Annotated in this window: 14 protein-coding genes and 2 pseudogenes; 10 read left to right on the forward strand and 6 right to left on the reverse strand. The window is 72.0% G+C overall.

Features of this window, described 5'->3' with window-relative positions; all coding sequences use genetic code 11:
- Nucleotides 1–166 precede the first annotated feature (166 nt).
- The 3 genes from ACFWXO_RS15825 (at nucleotide 167) to ACFWXO_RS15835 (ending at nucleotide 8,243) form a co-directional block, all read left to right on the forward strand.
- A complete protein-coding gene (locus tag ACFWXO_RS15825; protein ID WP_380524499.1) occupies nucleotides 167–808 on the forward strand; it encodes a (2Fe-2S)-binding protein in 642 nt (213 codons plus the stop codon).
- 631 nt (nucleotides 809–1,439) lie between these two features.
- Complete coding sequence (locus ACFWXO_RS15830; protein ID WP_380524500.1) at nucleotides 1,440–7,103, forward strand: PA14 domain-containing protein; 5,664 nt, start codon at nucleotides 1,440–1,442, stop codon at nucleotides 7,101–7,103.
- 123 nt (nucleotides 7,104–7,226) lie between these two features.
- Complete coding sequence (locus ACFWXO_RS15835) at nucleotides 7,227–8,243, forward strand: ricin-type beta-trefoil lectin domain protein (protein WP_380524501.1); 1,017 nt, start codon at nucleotides 7,227–7,229, stop codon at nucleotides 8,241–8,243.
- Nucleotides 8,244–8,322: 79 nt separating this feature from the next.
- On the opposite strand, the gene ACFWXO_RS15840 is transcribed toward ACFWXO_RS15835, so the two are convergent.
- Nucleotides 8,323–8,733, reverse strand: coding sequence for a winged helix-turn-helix transcriptional regulator (locus ACFWXO_RS15840; protein WP_380524502.1), 411 nt, complete (start codon nucleotides 8,731–8,733; stop codon nucleotides 8,323–8,325).
- 100 nt (nucleotides 8,734–8,833) lie between these two features.
- Between ACFWXO_RS15840 and ACFWXO_RS15845 the strand changes: the two genes are divergently transcribed.
- Together ACFWXO_RS15845 and ACFWXO_RS15850 are read left to right on the forward strand one after the other, a co-directional pair.
- A complete protein-coding gene (locus ACFWXO_RS15845) occupies nucleotides 8,834–9,691 on the forward strand; it encodes an alpha/beta fold hydrolase (RefSeq protein ID WP_380524503.1) in 858 nt (285 codons plus the stop codon).
- Between the two features lie 215 nt (nucleotides 9,692–9,906).
- Nucleotides 9,907–10,065, forward strand: coding sequence for a hypothetical protein (locus tag ACFWXO_RS15850; protein WP_380524504.1), 159 nt, complete (start codon nucleotides 9,907–9,909; stop codon nucleotides 10,063–10,065).
- A 304-nt stretch (nucleotides 10,066–10,369) separates the two neighbouring features.
- Here the strand turns inward: ACFWXO_RS15850 and ACFWXO_RS15855 are convergent, their stop codons facing one another.
- A complete protein-coding gene (locus ACFWXO_RS15855; protein WP_380524505.1) occupies nucleotides 10,370–11,560 on the reverse strand; it encodes an Ig-like domain repeat protein in 1,191 nt (396 codons plus the stop codon).
- Between the two features lie 347 nt (nucleotides 11,561–11,907).
- On the opposite strand from ACFWXO_RS15855, the gene ACFWXO_RS15860 reads away from it, so the two are divergent.
- Nucleotides 11,908–12,072, forward strand: coding sequence for a hypothetical protein (locus ACFWXO_RS15860; RefSeq protein WP_380524506.1), 165 nt, complete (start codon nucleotides 11,908–11,910; stop codon nucleotides 12,070–12,072).
- Here the strand turns inward: ACFWXO_RS15860 and ACFWXO_RS15865 are convergent.
- Nucleotides 12,059–12,319 carry a zinc-binding dehydrogenase gene (locus tag ACFWXO_RS15865; RefSeq protein WP_380524507.1) on the reverse strand — a complete coding sequence of 87 codons (261 nt, stop codon included), beginning with the start codon at nucleotides 12,317–12,319 and terminating at the stop codon, nucleotides 12,059–12,061. The genes ACFWXO_RS15860 and ACFWXO_RS15865 overlap by 14 nt on opposite strands.
- A 202-nt stretch (nucleotides 12,320–12,521) precedes the next feature.
- On the opposite strand from ACFWXO_RS15865, the pseudogene ACFWXO_RS15870 reads away from it, so the two are divergent.
- Nucleotides 12,522–12,713, forward strand: a pseudogene (locus ACFWXO_RS15870) (recombinase family protein); the annotation flags it as partial.
- 60 nt (nucleotides 12,714–12,773) lie between these two features.
- Here ACFWXO_RS15870 and ACFWXO_RS15875 read toward each other — a convergent pair.
- Nucleotides 12,774–13,403 (reverse strand): winged helix-turn-helix transcriptional regulator, encoded by a 630-nt coding sequence (locus tag ACFWXO_RS15875; RefSeq protein ID WP_380524508.1) that lies wholly within the window; start codon nucleotides 13,401–13,403, stop codon nucleotides 12,774–12,776.
- Nucleotides 13,404–13,484: 81 nt separating this feature from the next.
- On the opposite strand from ACFWXO_RS15875, the gene ACFWXO_RS15880 reads away from it, so the two are divergent.
- Genes ACFWXO_RS15880 through ACFWXO_RS15890 form a run of 3 tightly spaced genes read left to right on the forward strand, consistent with a single transcriptional unit; the run spans nucleotide 13,485 to nucleotide 16,132 of the window.
- Entirely contained in the window at nucleotides 13,485–14,237 is a 753-nt protein-coding gene (locus ACFWXO_RS15880; protein ID WP_380524509.1) for an MBL fold metallo-hydrolase, read from the forward strand.
- Nucleotides 14,238–14,260: 23 nt separating this feature from the next.
- The gene (locus ACFWXO_RS15885) at nucleotides 14,261–14,905 is read left to right on the forward strand and encodes an NAD(P)-dependent oxidoreductase (RefSeq protein ID WP_380524511.1); all 645 of its coding nucleotides are present in this window, start codon (nucleotides 14,261–14,263) and stop codon (nucleotides 14,903–14,905) included.
- 3 nt (nucleotides 14,906–14,908) lie between these two features.
- Nucleotides 14,909–16,132 (forward strand): multidrug effflux MFS transporter, encoded by a 1,224-nt coding sequence (locus ACFWXO_RS15890; RefSeq protein ID WP_380524512.1) that lies wholly within the window; start codon nucleotides 14,909–14,911, stop codon nucleotides 16,130–16,132.
- A 13-nt stretch (nucleotides 16,133–16,145) separates the two neighbouring features.
- Here the strand turns inward: ACFWXO_RS15890 and ACFWXO_RS15895 are convergent.
- Together ACFWXO_RS15895 and ACFWXO_RS15900 are read right to left on the reverse strand one after the other, a co-directional pair.
- Nucleotides 16,146–16,286: pseudogene (locus ACFWXO_RS15895) on the reverse strand (IS5/IS1182 family transposase); the annotation flags it as partial.
- A 73-nt stretch (nucleotides 16,287–16,359) separates the two neighbouring features.
- A complete protein-coding gene (locus tag ACFWXO_RS15900; protein WP_380524513.1) occupies nucleotides 16,360–17,397 on the reverse strand; it encodes a tyrosine-type recombinase/integrase in 1,038 nt (345 codons plus the stop codon).
- Between the last annotated feature and the right edge of the window lie 496 nt (nucleotides 17,398–17,893).

The raw sequence follows: 17,893 nt of genomic DNA on the forward strand, positions 1-17,893 counted from the left end.
GTTTTTGTTATCCGACCCCCCCCCCCGGGGGGCCGCCCCCCCCCCGCGGGGCGGGGCCCTCGGGCCGTTCTTCGCCTACGAGACCCATGGGGCCGAGGGGAGCCACGAGACCCGCCGGGCCCATGAGACCCATGACGACGGCGCAGTCGCCGTGCCGTGGCGGCCGATGGCCGAACTCCTCGACGATCCAGCGGTGTTGGGGGAGCGGGTGGCCTTCGCCCGGAACCACCTCGCGGCGGCGGGGGGCCGTCCGCCCGAGGCGGTCGAGCAGCGGGTGGCGGCCTCGGTGACCCACCTGGGGCTGGTGGCGCGGCTGCTCTCACCCGCGTTCGCGGTGGCCGTCCTGGACGGGGCGCTGCTCGGGTACGGGCTGCGGGAGGCGAGGTGGCAGCCGACGCCGGGCGGCCTGTTCCCGCTGTCGCTGCCCGCCCGTGACGCCGTTCCCGTCGCCGACCCGGCCGAGCTCGCCGCGCGGTTCGCGGCGGAGGTGCTGGACGGGCCGGTGCGGGAGCTGGGCGAAGCGGTGGCCGCCTACTCCGTCTCACCGCGGATCCGCTGGGGCAACGTCGCGTCGGCGGTCAACGGCGCGGCCGCGGGCGTCGCCCGCTCGCGGCCGGAACTCGGCCTGGAGGAAAGGGAGTTCACCAGGCACCTGCTGGCGGTTCCGCCGCTGCGCGGGGCCGGCACCGTGGCCGCGGACGGCACCGGCTTCCGCCGCCGCAGCTGCTGCCTGATCTACCGGGCCGCACCCGACCGGGCCGGCGCGCTGTGCGGCGACTGCGTCCTGGCCGGACCGCCGGCCGCCTGAGCGGAGCAGGGGCGCTCTCGGGCCTGAACGCCTACGCCCCCTTGCCCGGCCGTCGGTCCCCGGGTCGCCGCGCGGACCATCCGACTGCCCACCGAGGCCCTGATCGGCTGGCCGGCCGATCGAAGGGGTGACCGGCCGTACGGTTTTCGGCCAAGTGGGTCGCTGGCGCCGGGCCGTTCCACGACTCCGCTTAGGGATACCTGCGGGCATGTTATTGAACATGTCCCTGACAGGAGTGTCCGGGCGGTGACGGCCGGACGCTGTGACCGGTGTTCCGTTTGGAGGCACGGCGGTTCGGTGGATCCGGCCAAGGTGTACCGGCCCTGTTCCGTGGGGTCCGTCGTTCGCGGAGGATTCGTTGCCCGAGTCCTCCGGTCGGGACCGGAGGAGCGTGGATACGCGTCCTGCCGTGCCGCGGGTCCGGCGGACGTCGACGGGGTTGGAGGGGGCTTTGTCCAGAGGTGCCGGCATGGCGCGGTCGTCCGCGCGCTCGCGGTTCCGGTGGATCGTGTTCGTGGCGGCGACGGCGCTGGTGGCTCCGTTGGCACAGGCAGGAGGCCTGCCACCGGCGCAGGCGTCCGCGTCCGCGCCCGCGTCCGCGTCCTCACCCGCATCCGCGGCATCGAGAGCGGTGCCGCGGGATCTGCCGATCCTGTCGGTCCCGTCGGCGGCCGGGCGGCAGCCGCTGGCCGAACTGCGGGAGCCGAAGGCCGACTTCGCGCCCTTGGCGGCCGGCGGGGATCCGCGCTCCGGCGAGCGGGGGCGCGAGCGCGCCGCAGCCCAGGAGGCGCCGCAGACCAGCCCGGTGTCCCCGGTCGACGGCGCCGTGGTGGGGACGGAGACGCCCGCGCTGCAGGTGGCCGCGGCCGGTGACGGCGTCCTCTACTGCTTCAAGGTCTCCACCGGGTTCGACGGCCGTTCCGGCAGCGTGGTGGACTCCGGGTGCCTCGACCAGCCGCAGTGGACGGTCCCCAAGCACGTGCTGCACGACGGCGGCCGGTACACCTGGACGGCGGCGACCGCAGTGTCCGGCGGGACGACCGCCACGCCGCCGCAGTGGGTCGGGCACTTCACGGTCAACCAGCGGGTCGGCGACCCGGGGCCGGCGCCGACCGACCACCTGGGCCCGGTCACGGTGAACCTGTTCAACGGCAACGCGCACGTCGAGGCCGCCGGGCCGGCGTTCCAGACCGTCGGCGGATCGGCGGGCGTCAACCTCGCCTACAACTCCCGGGAGGGCGCCCCGCACGGCGTCCGCGCCTCGTACTTCAACGACTCCCGGCACGCGGGCACCCCGGACGCGATCCCGGTGATGGTGCGCGGCGAGTCACAGGTCAACCTGGACTGGGGCATCCCGTGGACCGGCAACCCGGACAACCTGCCGTGGCGCGACAACCCGATGCCGCCCGCCCTGGACAAGAACTGGTTCGTGGTGCGCTGGGAGGGCCAGTTCAAGGCCCCGGTCACCGGGGACTTCCGGTTCGCCGGCGCCCACACCGACGGCGCCCGGATCTGGCTGGGCGACAAGCTCGTCTACGACAACGCGGGGCCCGCCGAGCCCGGCAACGACTTCCTGCTGCCCGGCCCGCGCCAGGCCGGCGAGGTCGCGTTGAAGGCCGGCCAGTCGGTGCCGATCCGGGTCGAGCTGTACCACCACTCCGACGACCGTCCGCGCATGGTGCTGTGGGCCAAGAGCAGCACCGGCACCGACGACCACCGCACCCACAACCTGGATCCGAGGATCGTGCCGACGGAGTGGCTGCTCTCCGCGGACTCCCAGGCGCTGCCGGCGGGTTGGACGCTGTCGGCGCAGTCCAGCGGCTACAGCCGTGCCGAGATGCTGGACGGCTCGGTGGTGCTCACCGACGGAGCCGGCGGCAAGCACACCTGGGCCAAGGCCTCCACGAGCGGCTACGCGCCGCCGGCCGGTGAGGACGGCGTCCTCGCCTTCGACACCTCGGGCCGGATCACCCTCACCGAGGGCGACACCGTGTCGCTGTTCAACCCCGACGGCACGCTGGCGGCGGTGGAGTCGGTCCTGGACGGCAAGAAACCGGCCGCCCTGCAGTACCTCTACAGCGGGACGCCGCCGCGGCTGACGCAGATCAAGGACCCGGTCTCCGGCCGCTCGCACCAGCTCTTCTACAACACCGACGGCGGCGACGGCTGCTACGGCGCAACGCCCCGCCCGCCCGGCTCGGACCCGGCGCCGCCGCAGATGCTCTGCCGCATCCGCTACTGGGACGGCAGCGAGACCAGGCTCTGGTACCAGATGGGCACCCTGGCCCGGGTCGAGAACCCCGGCGCGGTCATGCAGGACTTCGACTACCTGGGCCGGGCCTCGGCCAAGCAGCGCTACGACGAGGCCGGGGACAACGAGGAGGAGAAGCAGAAGGCCCTGGACAGCATCGGGCCGCTGGCCACCATCCGGGACGCCCTGGCCTACGACTGGGTGGCGCACCAGGCCCCGTCCGCGGCGAACGCGTGCACCAACACCGGTGACACCGCCGCCGTCTGCACGGTGATCGGCTACGACTCCGTGACCGAACAGCCCCAGGAGCCGCCCGCCCTGCGCGCGGTCCAGGTGCTGGCACTGGCCCCGGACGGCCGCTCCGCCGACAAGCGCGCCGAGCACTTCTACCAGTACTACCTGGAGCGCAAGCAGGCCACCGTGGCCCTGGCCGGGGTGTACGACTCCACCCGCTCCCGCACCGTCACCTACGACGACGCCGGACGCACCCTGGTCACCACCGACTTCACCGGGGCGAGCATCGCCGCGGAGTGGAACACCAAGGACCAGGCCACCGCGGCCGTCGACAGCGCCGGCCGCCGCTCCACGACGGTCTACGACCACGCCGACCGCCCGGTCGACAAGTACGGGCCCGCACCGGCGTCCTGCTTCACCGGCCAGACCCCGACACCCGCCTGCGCGGCGAAGATGCCGCACACCCACACCACCTACGACGAGGGACTGGCCGGGCTGTCGGCCGCCTTCTACGACAACCCGGAACTGGCGGGCGTCCCGCAGGCGTTCGCCACCGGGGTCGGCGCCGCCGACGGGGCACTGTCACGGTCGTGGGGACCGAGCCCGCCGGTGGCGAACACCGGCGGCTGGTCCGGACGCTTCACCGGCGAGGTGCAGTTCCCGGCCGCCGGGCAGTACGGCCTCGGGTTCACCGCCGTCGACGGCGTCCGCCTCTGGGTCGACGACGTCCTGACCGTCGACAGCTGGAGCGACAAGCCCGCCACCGCAGTCACCGGCACGTACGCCAACACCACGGCCGGCAGCCGGCACCGCGTCCGCGTCGACTACTACAACCGCTCCGGCACGACCGGGGCCCTGGCCTTCACCTGGACCCCGCCCGGCACCGGTACCCCGGTCCCGGTACCCGGGACGAACCTCGCCCCCCGCTACGGCTGGGCGACGGGCACCACCACCGACGACACCTCCGGCGGCGACCAGGAGCGGGCACCGTCCAAGCACAGCGCCAGCAGCTACTCGGACCCGGCGGCGGGCATCGACCCGGCGTACGGGCTCACCGTGTCCACCACGGCCGATCCCGGCGGAATGGGTCTGACCGCCCGTACCACCTACGAGCGTCCGGGCGACGGATACCTGCGCAGGCTGGCCTCGGCCATGCCTGCCGGAGACATCGCCGACCCCGACAAGCGCACCACGACCGTCTACTACGGCGATTCCGAGACCCGCGCCAACCCCTGCGATCCGAGCGCTCCGGCCGCCAACCAGGGCGGCATGGCGAAGACCGCCACTGCGGCCAAACCGGACAGCGGGGCGGCGCTCACGGGGGAGACGGTGTACGACGAGGCGGGCCGCGTGGTGGCCCAGCGCGTCAACGACGAGCCGTGGGCCTGTAACAGCTACGACGCACGTGGACGGGTGGTCAAGAAGAGCGTTCCCGCGCAGGGGGGCAAGCCGGGTCGTACGGTCGTCACGGACTGGGCGGTCGACGGTGATCCGCTGATCTCGAAGCTGACCGACGAGAACGGGTCGATCACCACCGGGATCGACCTGCTCGGCCAGGAGGTCCGCTACACCGACGCCAACGGCGTCACCTCGACCTCCACGTACGACCAGGTCGGGCGCCTGATCACGGACACCACCACGGTCAAGGGCGTGTCCAGCACCGTGACGTACGCCTGGAACGACGCCACCCAGTTGACCAGCGTCAAGCTGGACGGGACCACCGTCGCCACGCCCGCCTACGATGCGTCCACCGAACTGGTCGGTGTCGCCTACGGCAACGGATCCCGCCTGGACTCGCTGGTACGCAACAGCGCGGGCAAGGCAACGGCGTTGGCGTGGAGGACCTCCGCGTCCACGGTCGTCGACACGGTCACCCGGTCCCGCGACAACCGGGTCACCGACGACGTGGTGACCGCGGACGGGAAGTCCGTCGCGACGTACGCCTACACCTATGACACGGTGGGCCGGCTCGTCGCGGCGAGCGTCCCGCACCACCAGCTCACCTACCGGTTCGACCCGACCGACGGTTGCGGGACAGCGAAGGCCGCCGGGCTGAACACCAACCGCACCACGTCCACGGACAGTCTCAACGGTGCCCCGGCGGTCGCCACCGGCTATTGCTACGACGGTGCCGACCGGCTGACGTCCACCAGTGGTGGCACCGCGCTGTCGTTCGGCTACGACGACCTCGGCGACACGGTCAAGGCCGGGGGCGACACCCTGGGGTACGACGTCACCAAACGGCACGTCCAGACCACGACCGCCTCCGGGACAGCGATCTCGTACACCCGGGACCCGGCCGACAGGCTGACCGCCCGCACGGTCACCGGTGCCACGGACGTGTCGAAGAACGGGACCACCCGCTACTCCTACAGTTCCAAGCACGACGACGCCGACCTCATCCTCAGCAAGGACGGCGGACTGCTCCAGCGGATCGTGGCACTGCCCGGCGGCGTGCTGCTGACCAAGAACTACGACCAGACCGCCACCACCAACTGGTCCTACCCCAACATTCACGGGGATGTGCTGTTCACTGCGGACGGGGCCGCCACCCTCACGGGTGGCATCCGCCTCTACGACCCCTACGGCCAGACCATCGACCCCGCCACCGGCTCCTTCACCGACGTCCCGATCCCCGCCACCGTCGCCGGCGGGATGGACTTCGGGTGGCTGGGCCAGCACGAACGGCCGGTGGAACACCTGGCTGGCCATCAGGCCATCGAGATGGGCGCCCGCCTCTACCTGCCGGTACTCGGCCGCTTCCTCCAGGTCGACCCCGTCGCGGGCGGATCGGCCAACGACTACGACTACGTCAACGCGGACCCGGTCAACGGCTTGGACCTCGCCGGTACCTTCGGCTGGAAGTCCGTCGTCTCCACCGCCACCAAAGCGGCAGAAGTCGTGGCCTACGTGCCGGGCCCGATTGGAACTGTCGCCTCCGGCGCAGCCGCAGCCGGGCAGCTGGCGCAAGGGCACTACAAAGAAGCCGCCATGGACGCGCTCGGTGCCATCCCCGGTGGCAAGCTCGCCAGCACTCTCGCCAGAACCGCCGGAAAGGAAGCCTCGACGGTCGGTAGAGCCGTGCAAGCTGCGGAGAAGTGCAACTCCTTCTCCGTGGAGACCCCTGTGGTGATGGCCGACGGCTCGACCAAACCCATCAGCGTCGTTCAGGTCGGCGACCGGGTCCAGGCCACGGACCCCGCCACCGGCGCGACCCTGGACGAGCCCGTCACGGACGTCATCGTCGGCCACGGCACGAAGCACCTCATCGACATCGGTCTCGATGCCCGGACCCCTGGGACCACGATCACCGCGACCGCCAACCACCCGTTCTGGGTGGACGGCCCGGGCTGGACCGACGCGGGGGACCTGCGGCTCGGCGACCGCATCCGAAGCGGAGGCGGCGTCGACGTCGCGACCGTCACCAGCGTGCACGATCGCGGTGACGTGGACGGCCAGACCGTCTACAACCTCACCATCGGCCACGTCCACACCTACTACGTACTGGCAGGGCCCACCCCCGTCCTGGTGCACAACAACAGTTGCGGCCTGCCGCAAGAGGGCGTTTACGCGTTCAAGGACAGGGCGGACGCGCAAGGGCGCACGTACGTGGGGCAGACCAACGACTTCGACCGCCGACTGAAGGAGCACGCCAGGAACGGCAGGACGGAGAAGGGAGACGACGTCCTGCTCGTCCACGTGCCGGGTGGCAAGGCAGCCCGCGAGAAGGAAGAAGCGTCTCTCATCGCCGAACTCGGAGGCAAGGGAAACCTTTCGAACAAGGTCAATTCTCCGGGGTACAGGCCGTAAGGACCCTGATAGATGCGCTACGAAAGGATCACGCCGGTGACAACCGAACGACCAAGGCAGAGACGGACCTTATGGAGGAAAGCCACCGTCGTCGCGGCGGTGCTGTGCGCGGCAGTGGGACTCATGGCGTCCCCCGCCGCCGCGCGTGAGGAGAGTGGCACGTCGGTCACGGCGCTGGTCCAGCTGACCTTCGCCAACGTCAGCAACGGGAAGCTGCTGGACATCCAGGACGGCAGCTACGACGACAACGCGGCCGTCTCCGTCAACCCGGCGCCGGGGTCCGCCACGACGTGGCGCATCAACACGAACACGAGCCTCGGCTCGGGCTTCGCCATCGTCAACACCACCACCGGCAAGTGCGTGGACCTGACCACCGCCCGCTACCAGCTGCGGCAACAGCCCTGCGACGGGCGGGCGTCCGAGCAGTGGTACTTCCAGCCGATCGCCGGATCGGCGCAGAAGGCGTTCAGGATCCGCCAGGTCGGCGACAACTCCTGCCTGACCGTCCAGATACCCCCCGCCTACGACAACTGGGCGTACACCTACCGCTGCGACAACACGCCGTACCAGCAGTGGACGCTGCCCGACGCGGTCTACCAGACGGCGTGGAACATGGCCGTGGACTACGCGGCCGCCCGGTGCAACAAGGACACGGCGACCTGCTCGTGGTCCACGACCAGCCAGACACCGCCGTTCACGCTGCCGGAGGCCTGCGTCTCCCCGATCTGGTTCAACGACACCTCGACCACGATCCCGTGGGAGTTCTCGCTGAGCACCACCACGGGGTGGACCAACACCATCGGCTTCAAGCTCGGCGGGAGCCTGAAAGTCGGCGGCAACATCGGCCTGGCCAACGTCGAGCTGACGATCACCGGTGAGATCAACGGATCGACCACGCTGGACCTCAAGCAGGAGCTGGGCAGCAAGCTGACCGTGAGCGTGCCCCCGCGCCAGTACGGCTGGGTCACGCTGTCCGAGCTGGCCACGAAGGCCACCGGAACCTTCACGTTCGACGCCCAGGGCTTCCCCTGGACCGCCGACGACACCATCACCGTGCCCCTCAAGTACGACACCAACGGCGGCGCGAGCATCTACAGCGCACGGACCAGGCCCACGTTCACCAACTGCGCCGGAACGTAGCAGCGCCCGGTCGGGTGAGGGGGTGTGGTGGCCCAGGCCACCGCACCCCCTCGTCGCGCTGTGTGATCACGCCCGTCGACTACCCCTCGTCGACGTCCGGGTCGACGGCTTCGTTGGCGCGGTCGATCTCGGCCATGTGCTCCTCCGCCCAGGTCCGCAGGCCCGCGAGCACGGCCTCCAGGGACAGCCCGAGTCCGGTGAGCCGGTAGAACACCCGCGGCGGCACGGTCGGTTCGACCCGGCGCGACACCAGCCCGTCGCGGGTCAGGCTCCGCAGTGTCACGGACAGCATCTTCTGCGAGACGCCGGGCATCCGGCGTCTCAACTCCGCGAAGCGCACCTCGTCCGGTGCGGCGTCGGCGAGCGTCTTGACGGTCATGGACGTCCACTTCGTGCCGATGCGGTCCAGCAACTGCCGCGTCGGGCAGAGCGGATCGAACAGGTCGCCGCGTGCCCCGCGACCGGCGGCCCGGGCTCCTCGGGTGGTCACCCGTGGCTCACCACCTTCCCTGAAAGTGCCGTCTAGGAAGCGGTCCGACGGTTACCTATCGTTCCGTGGTAACCAATGGTAACCGTCCTGAGGGGCCGTCATGCCCGTCCCCACCGCACACCGACTGCACCGCATCGCGACGAACGGCGTCCACCTCAACGTCGCGATCGCCGGGGACGGGCCCGCGGTCCTCCTGCTGCACGGCTTCCCGCACACCTGGCGACTCTGGAGCGGCACCATGGACCGACTGGCCGGCCGCTACCGGGTCATCGCCCCGGACCTGCGGGGCCTCGGCGCCAGCGAACGCGCCGTCGGGGGTTACGACGCCGGCGCCCTGGCCGCCGACGCCGAGGGGCTGCTCGACGCACTCGGCGAGCCCTCGGCGGCGGTGGTCGCCATCGACGCGGGGACCGCCCCCGCCGTCCTGCTCGCGCTGCGCCGGCCCGACCTCGTCCGGCGCCTGGTCGCGATGGAGGCACTGCTCGGCACCCTGCCCGGAGCCGAACACGCCGTCACGGGCGGTGCCCCGTGGTGGTTCGGCTTCCACGCCGTCCCCGGCCTCGCCGAAACCGTCCTGGCCGGGAACGAGGCGCCGTACGTCGACTGGTTCCTCGACGCGGGGACGCTCGGGCGAGGAGTGCCCGACGACATCCGTGCGTCGTTCGTTCGTGCCTACACCGGCAGCGAGGCCCTCCGCTGCGCGTTCTCCTACTACCGGGCCCTGCCCACCAGCGCGCAGCAGATCCGGGACGCCGTCGCGACGGCTCGGCTGACCATGCCCACCATGGCCGTCGGCTCGCACCCCGTCGGCACCGGGCTCGAACGCCAACTCCGCCCCATCGCCCACGACTTGGTCGGCCACCTGCTCCGGGACTGCGGCCACATCATCCCCCTCGACCGCCCCGACGACCTGTACGCGCTCCTCGACCCCTTCCTCTCCGCCGACCTGCCGAACTGACCGGACCCGAGCCGCGGAGTGCCCTCGTGCGGACCCTCAAGACCCGCGAGCGGATCGAGCGGCTCACCGAGCTGCCTGAGCAGTCTCAATCCGGCGTGCGGAGGCTGATGCGCGCCTCCTTGAGCTGCGGATCGCACTGGTTGTCGCGAAGTCTTGACAGTGCGTGATGAGCTGAGAACTCCGGTGCTGTACTCCAGGGACGCGAGGGACACGGCATGCCATGGTTCGACGAGAGCGGACGCCATCAGGGTTTCCCGGCGGCGGTGTTGGCGGACGGCAGCGAGCCGGCGCCGTTGCCGGACGGGCGCACGACCTGGTGGCTCTACAACGGCGCGGACGGCCCGCGGGCCGTCGCGGTGCGGGGCGGTTGGTAGCTGTCGCATTGCCGTGAGCGGTGACTGTGGGGGTTCGGCGTTCCGAGCAGCGCACGCCTTCGGTGATCGTGTGGCCGGGGCGGCAGCCGACGAAGTCAAGCAGCCAACCGGCGCTGGCGCGGAGTCGGCCGTCGCTGTCCCGGCGGATGGGGCAGCCGAGGCCGGACCAGCGCGTGGCCTGGGCGTCGGCGGAACTCAAGCCCGGTTCGGTCGGCGCCTGGGACTGTTCGGATCGTTGTCACCTGGGCGCCATAGCGTGGCGCGGGCCCCGCCTCACGGCAGGGCCCGCGCTTCTGCGGCGTTCTCAGGCTGTCACCGTCACCGTGGTGGTCTCGGGGCTGGCGCTGTTGCCCTGGTAGACGGTGTCCCCGCTGTAGACGGCGGTGATGGTGTGGGTGCCGGCGGTGTGGAAGGCGGTGACGGTCCCGGCCGCCGCGCAGGTGCCGAGGGAGAGGAACAGGCGTCCGGTGCCGAGGGTCGTGCCGGTGGTGGTGTCGGTGAACGTGACCGTGCCGGTCGGCCTGGTCGTGGCGCTCGTACTGGCCGGGCAGACGATGTCACTGAGCACGACCGGAGCACCGACCCGGGTGCGGGAGGGCATCGCGGTCAGGGTCGTCTTCACGGGCTTGCCCGGGGTGGTGTAGCTGATGGTGATGCCCGGGGCGGCGCTGGTGGCGGTGGGGCCGGTGCCGCCGGCGGGGACGAGCGACGAGCCTCCGCCGCCGCCACCCCCGCCGCCGCTCGGACTGATGAAGGGGTTGATGTTGCCGCCGCCGCCTCCGCCGTAGTAGCCGCCCCCGCCGGCACCGCCGGTCAGGGAGGCGCCCGGGCCGCCTCCGGTGCCGCCGGTACCGAGGGTGCCAGTCCCACCGCCGAACACCCCGCCCCCGCCGGTGCCGCCGACCCCGCCCTGGGTGGACGTCCCCGCCCCGCCGCCGTTTCCTCCGTTGCAGGTCGCGTTCGTGCCCGGCTGGCCGGCGTCTCCGCCTGCGCTTCCGGTGCACTGGCCGGCCCAGCCGGCTCCGCCGCCGCCCGCGGCCACGATGAGGCGGGAGTCGGTGGTGGTGAGGGGCGTGGTGCCGGGCTGGGTGCGGACGTCGGAGGCGCCGCCGCCGCCTCCGCCGAAGTGGGTGCTGCCACCGCCGTTGAACCCGCCGGTGCACTGCGCGCTACCGGCGCACTGGGCGCCGCCGGTGGCGGTGGCGCCGACTTCGACGTAGAGGGTCTGTCCACCGGAGAGCCCGGTGAGGGTGCCGGACACCTGGGCGCCCCGGCCGCCGCCGACGCCGTTGTCCTCCACGCCGCCGGCCCCGCCGATCGCCGTGACGTCGACCTGCGTGACACCGCCGGGCACGGAGAACGTCTGCTCGGCGCCGGTGGAGGCGAACGTACAGGTGGTGGTGGGGCCGGACACCGTGCAGGTGCCCTGTGCGTGGGCGGGCGCGGGCAGCGCCAGCGGGGCGACGGCCGCGGCGCAGAACACGGCGGCCGCCATGGCCGCCACCCGGCTCCGACGCCCGGGCGAACCGGCATGGTGCCCGTGCGTTGAGCCCGGCCGGTCGGCGACCTCCGACAGTGGGAACATCACGATCAACTCCAGAAGACGGAAGAGGGTCTCTCGGCGAGGGATCGCCTTCCGTCACTGTCGATCACACGGGCGGGGTCGCGGTCGCCCACCGGGCTGACACACCGCCGGTTCACACCGGCGGCCCCTGGCCGGGCGTTCGGCAGTACCCGAGTCCAACGGGTGCGGGCGGAGGCGGAGGTGGAGGGCCGGGCGCCGGCGACGGCGCTTCCTGGGCGGGGCCGGCCGCCGACGCCGTTCTGTTCGCTCCCGGAACGATGAACAGCATCAACAGCCTCGCGCTCGGCATCACGACCTCCTGGGTCATCGGCTACGCGGCCGAGGCGATCGGCAAGGGCATCCCGCTGACGGTGATGCCGTGCACGAACACGGCGCTCACCGGGCACCCGCAGTTCCCCCGGAGCGTCGCTACGGTTGCGTGAAGCCGGCATGCGGGTGCTGCTCGGTGAAGGAGGGTTCGTCCCGAACGTTCCGGGTCAGGGAGTCGACGACGGCGTCCGCGCCCAACTGGCGGGCGGTGCTGCGCTTCTCCTCGCTGGAGGCCATGGCGACGACCGTCGCGCCCACGTGCTTGGCGAGTTGGACGGCGAGCGAGCCGACACCCCCGGCGGCAGCCGGAATCAGGACGGTGTCGTCGGCCGTCCTCGCTGAGCACGAGTTCGCGGTCACCACCGCCGCCCGCCGCCTCGCCCGGGGCGAAGCGATGATGCAGGAGGTCATCGACGTCATGGACGTCCGCGACCGCATCCACACCCTCGCCGTCTACACCCTGGCCCTGCTCCTCGCCGTCTTCTGCCGCAAGCGGGTGCAGAACATGCTCGACACGCCGCCCGGACGACCGAGGCGGTCAGCGGTCGGTCGCGCCCGTACGAACCTGGACACCACCACCCCCGGCGGTCGGCTCGTCTTCCACGCCTTCGCCGCCTTCGCGGAGTTCATCCGCGAACTCATCGTCATCGGCACCAACGAGGGCCTGGCCGCAGCCCGCGCCCGGGGCCGCGTCGGCGGACGTGAACTGCGCGCGGGCGCCGGCCCCCGCCAGCTCGAAGCCCCCGCGAAGTAGCCCAGCACGAGCAAGATCAATCTCAGCGGCACTTCTGTACGGCAACTACTCACACCCGGATCAGCGGGGCAGGATGCGCAGTACTGCCTCGCGTTCGCCGCTGAGCCGCAGGCCTTGCTGTAGTGCGGTGCTCAGGTCGAGGTCGCCGAGCAGGGTCGCGGCCAGCAGGTGCGGCGGTCCGGTCAGGGACGCGGTGGGGTGGTCGACGCGGCCGGCGTGGGTGTGCACCGAGCCGTCCTTGACTTCGATGACCAGGTCTTCGTTGCCGTCGGCGTGCAGTTGCAGGGCGATTGCCGGCTGGTCGGGGCGGTGGTCGGTCAGTGCCCGGGCGGGCATGTCCAGCCAGTGGGTGCGGAAGGTGTCGCTGCCGCCCGGCTCACGCAGCAGCGGCACGCCCCACCGGCTCAGCTCCTGCAGCACCGGCTCCAGCGCGCGGCCACGCTCGGTGAGGGAGAACAGGGTGGTGGCCACCGGCGGCGGGGCGGCCTTGCGGTGGATCAGGCCGGCTTCCTCCAGTTCGCGGAGCCGGTCGACCAGCAGATTACTGGCGATCCCGGGCAGGCCGTTGCGCAGGTCGGTGTGCCGGCACGGACCCAGGGCGAGCAGTTCACGGACGATCAGCAGGGTCCACCGGTCGCCGATGGTGTCCAGTGCTTTCGCGATGCCGCAGTACTGCCCGTAGGTGCGCATGCCACCACCCTACCTTGTGGCGTTGAGATTCAGAACTCTCTTGTTGACTTTCTCAACAACGGAGGTCTAGCGTCGCTGCCCATGACCACCACTCTTTCCGTGCGTCGGCTGGCCTGGGCCGGCGTCGAGATCCGTCTCGGCGACACCCGCCTGCTGATCGACCCGCTCGAGAACGTCGCTCCGCTGGCGCCGGTGATGGGGCCGCCGCACCGGCCGGTCGACCCGGTCGACACCCCGCCCGGCACCCACGCCCTCATCACCCACCTGCACCCCGACCACTACGACCACGACCTGATCGCCCGGATCGCGGCCACCGGCACGATCGGCTGCCACACCCCGAGCGCGGCGGCGCTGCACGAGGCGGGCATCACCCCCGTTGCCCAGGACCTGGGCCGGTCACGCCGCATCGGAGAGCTGACCGTCACCCCGGTGACCTCGCTGGACTGGCGCGGCAACGACTGCGACCAGGTCGCCTGGGTCGTCGAAGGCGCCGGTCGGCGGATCATCCACTGCGGTGACACCCAGTGGCACGGCAGCTGGTGGCAGATCGCCCGCGACCACGGCCCGTTCGACGTCGCGTTCGTCCCGGTCAACGGCGTCATCGCCCACTTCGAGGGCTACGCGGCCAACGTCCCGGCGACCATGACCCCCGAGCAGGGCGTCGAGGCCGCCGTCGCACTCGGCGCCGACACCGTCTGCGCCATGCACTACGGCCTGTTCCACAACCCGCCGTTCTACACCGAACAACCCGACATCGAGCAGCGCTTCCGGCACGCCGCCGCCGAGCGCGGCATCACCGCGGCCGTCATCGCCGACGGCCGGCCCGTCCTGTGACCATCGGAAACAAGGAGCAACACATGAAGATCGTCCTGTTCGGTGCCGGCGGCAACATCGGCCGGCCCACCACCGAGGAACTCCTGCGTCGCGGCCACACCGTCACCGCGGTCACTCGAGCCGGCCACGTCGACGGACTCGAGCACGAGGCCCTGACCGTGACCACCGGTGACGTCACGGACGCCGCCGCGGTCGCCGGCCTCGCCGCCTCCCACGACGCCGTACTGTCGGCCGTCGGCCCCCGGATCGGCCAGGAGAACGACCGCGCCACGATCGTCGGAGCCGCCCGTGCGCTGATCGACGGACTTCGCCGAGCCGGCGTCACCCGCCTGGTCACCATCGGTGGTGCCGGTAGCCTGCGCACGCCGACCGGCGCCCGGGTCATGGACGACCCGGACTTCCCCGCGCTGTGGAAGGCCAACGCCGAGGCCCAGTCCGAAGCGCTCGACCTCTACCGCGGCGTGCACGACCTCGACTGGACGTACGTGTCGCCCGCCGCGGTCATCGCAGCGGGCGAGCGGACCGGGGCCTACCGCAGCGCCGGGGACACCCTGCTCACCGACGACGACGGCAACAGCCGCATCTCGTACGCCGACTACGCGATCGCCTTGGCCGACACGATCGAGAGCGGCACCGCGATCCGCCGCCGCATCACCGTGGCGTACTGAGCCATGAGCAACGACGCCGCCGGCCCGCACACCCGATTCATCGTCCTGCTCGCAGCGCTCGCGGCCCTGGGACCACTGTCCATCGACGGCTACCTGCCCGGACTGCCGGAACTCGCCGGCGACCTGCGCGCCGGCGCCGCGGCCACCCAGCTCACCATCACCGCCTGTCTGGCCGGGCTGGCCATCGGGCAGCTGATCGCCGGGCCGCTGAGCGACACCTACGGCCGGCGGCGTCCGTTGCTGGCGGGCCTCGCCCTCTACACGATCGCCAGCGCGTTCTGCGCGGTGGCACCCGACGTCCCGACCTTCGTCGGCCTGCGCCTGGTCCAGGGCATCGGCGGGGGGTTCGGCATCGTCATCGCCAACGCCATGGTCCGCGACCGCACCTCCGGAACCCGCACCGCACGTCTCTTCTCCGCACTGACCTTGATCACCGGCCTGGCGCCCGTGTTCGCGCCGGTCCTCGGCGGCCAGCTACTGCGCGTCACGGCCTGGCCCGGAATCTTCGTGGCCCTGGCCGTACTCGGCGCCGTGATGCTGGCGGCCTCCGCCGCAGGACTGCCGCAGACCCGCCCCTCCGCGTCACGCCAGCCGCTGCCGGCTGTCGTCGGGCAACTGCTCAGCGACCGGGTCTTCACCGGGTACGTCCTGGCCAACGGCCTGGTCTTCGCGGCGATGTTCGCCTACATCTCCGGCTCGCCGTTCGTCCTGCAGGAAATCCACGGCCTGTCACCGCAGCAGTACAGCGCCGTGTTCGCCGTCAACGCCGCCGGACTCATTGCGGCCGCCCGGATCAGCGGCCGGCTGGTGGCCCGGGCCGGCGCCCGCGTGCTGCTGCTCGCCGGTCTGCTGGGCGCGACAGCCGGTGGCACCACGGTCCTGGGCGCGGTGCTGACACGGGCACCCCTGCCCGTGCTCCTGATCGGCCTGTTCGTCCTGGTCTCCAGCGTGGGCCTGGTCATGCCGAACGCCGCGGCCCAGGCCCTGGCCGACCACGGCGGACACGCCGGGTCGGCCGCCGCTCTGCTCGGCTTCAGCCAGTTCATGTTCGGCGGGGCACTTGCTCCGCTGGCCGGCGCGGGTGGCGCCACCGACGCCTTGCCGATGGGAATCATCGTCGCCGTGCTGCCGGCGCTCGCTCTGCTCACACTCGGCGTCCTCACCCGGTCGATGCCCGGTGAGCGCACTCGCAGGCCGGCTCGCCAAGGACCCGCCGGACACCGGTGACCGCACCGGCACCCACGCGGATCTTCTCCATGACCGGCTCGAACTGGGTGCAGTCCGCCCGCTGTCCGGGTGTGACCAGCAGCGACAGCGGGCGGCAACGGCCATCCGCGCTCAGGTGGACCTTGGTGGTGAAGCCGCCGCGCGAGCGGCCCAGGCCCTCACCCGGAGCACCACCTCCTCCAGATGGCCTGCCAGGCCCGTCCACGCCGGATCGATCCGATGTTCCGTCACGGTCGGCGCGGTGGGCTCAGCCGGCGGTGATGATGCGGCAGACGTCGCCCTCGGTGCGGGTCGCAGGGTCGGCCGGGGGACGCGGGGCGGGTCAGTCCCTCGGGGCCGGCCGGTTCGAGTTCGATGGCGCGGCGCAGCTGTTCCATGCGTTGGGGCAGGGGGTGCCAGCCGGGTTCCGCGGCCATCTCGGTGTTGAGGTCGTGGATCGCGCGGGCGTAGGCGCGGGCGAGGCCCCGGAAGTGCAGGGGCAGGCCGGGGCGGGGGTGGCCGCTGGGGGCGATGCTCACCCACAGGGCGTCGGTGGTCTCGTTGCCCGGGCCGAGGGGTTGGGTGGTGTCGCGTGCGACGAGGTGGCTGCGGACGGTGAGCCAGTGGCGCATCGCGGCCCGCGTGGGGCGGGACAGGCCGACCGTCTCGGTGGCGGGCGTGGTGTGCGGGTTGCGGTGCTGGGGGAGGCGGGTGAGGCGGATCGTGCCGCGGTGCAGGTCGACGTCGTCCGTGCGCAGGGCGCAGAGTTCGCCGGCGCGGCAGCCGGTGTCCAGCACGGTGCCGATGATCGCGAGGATCCGGCTGCGGGAGTCGGACCGGTCGGGGCGGGCTGAGTGTTCCAGGTGGCCGAGCAGGATGCTGCGCGGGCGGGCGGTGACCACGGGCCGGAGCTCGACCGGCGGCGGGTTGCGGTCCGGGAGTATGACGGTGATGCCGGCCAGGGCGCCGAGGATGCGGAGGCAGTCCTCGCGGACGCGCATGGACGCGGGTGAGGCTTGGCCCGGTCGTGCGGCGGGCTTGCGTCGCAGCAGGCCATGCTCGGCGGCTGTGAGGTAGTCGGCGAGGGTTTCCGGCGCGAGGAGCAGGGCGAGTGAGCCGGTGGCCATGGGCGCGATCGCTCCGCGCTCCAGGGCGGTGCGCAGTTCGCCGGCGACCCAGCGCAGTTGCTTCGCCCGAGACCTGCCGGTCGGCGGTTCGCAGGCACGCTCGACGAGGGTGTCCAGCGCCTCGACGCAGGGTGCTGCTGTCGTCGGGGCGTCCGCCATGAGGTCACCCTAGCGCCGGGGTGGGGCGGGTCGGCGGGTGCTTGCCGGCATAGGGGACTCGGAAGGCCCCACAGGCCCCGAGCGTAATAACTGGCTTGAAGCAAGATCGTCGGTGGGAGCAGACGGCGTGGTGGCTGTCTTCGCCGGCCCGCGCCGCTCCGGTGGTGACCGTCCTTCGGCAGCCGCCGAGGGGGCCGTACCAGGGCTCCGCCCTTTCTCGCGGTGGAACCCGACGATGACTTCCCGGGCGCGGTGAGCGCCCCGATCAGCCCTGACGGACCATCAGTAAACTCAGCATTGAGTCAGCATTGGTCCTGTCAGGCCCTGTCGCGGATGGTCGAACGGTGTCATGCGTCAAGGGCGGAAGTGAGTGCCGGCCGGGATGCTTCGGGGTGAGCGCAGGGGACTCCGGCTCGGGGGGGGGGGGGGGGGGGGCGCCCCCCCCCCCCCCCCCCCGACAGCAACAATAACTAGCTCGCCCACCGAGGGACGGTGT

It is taken from the genome of Kitasatospora sp. NPDC059088 (assembly GCF_042738155.1).
In the GTDB taxonomy this organism is placed as follows: domain Bacteria; phylum Actinomycetota; class Actinomycetes; order Streptomycetales; family Streptomycetaceae; genus Kitasatospora.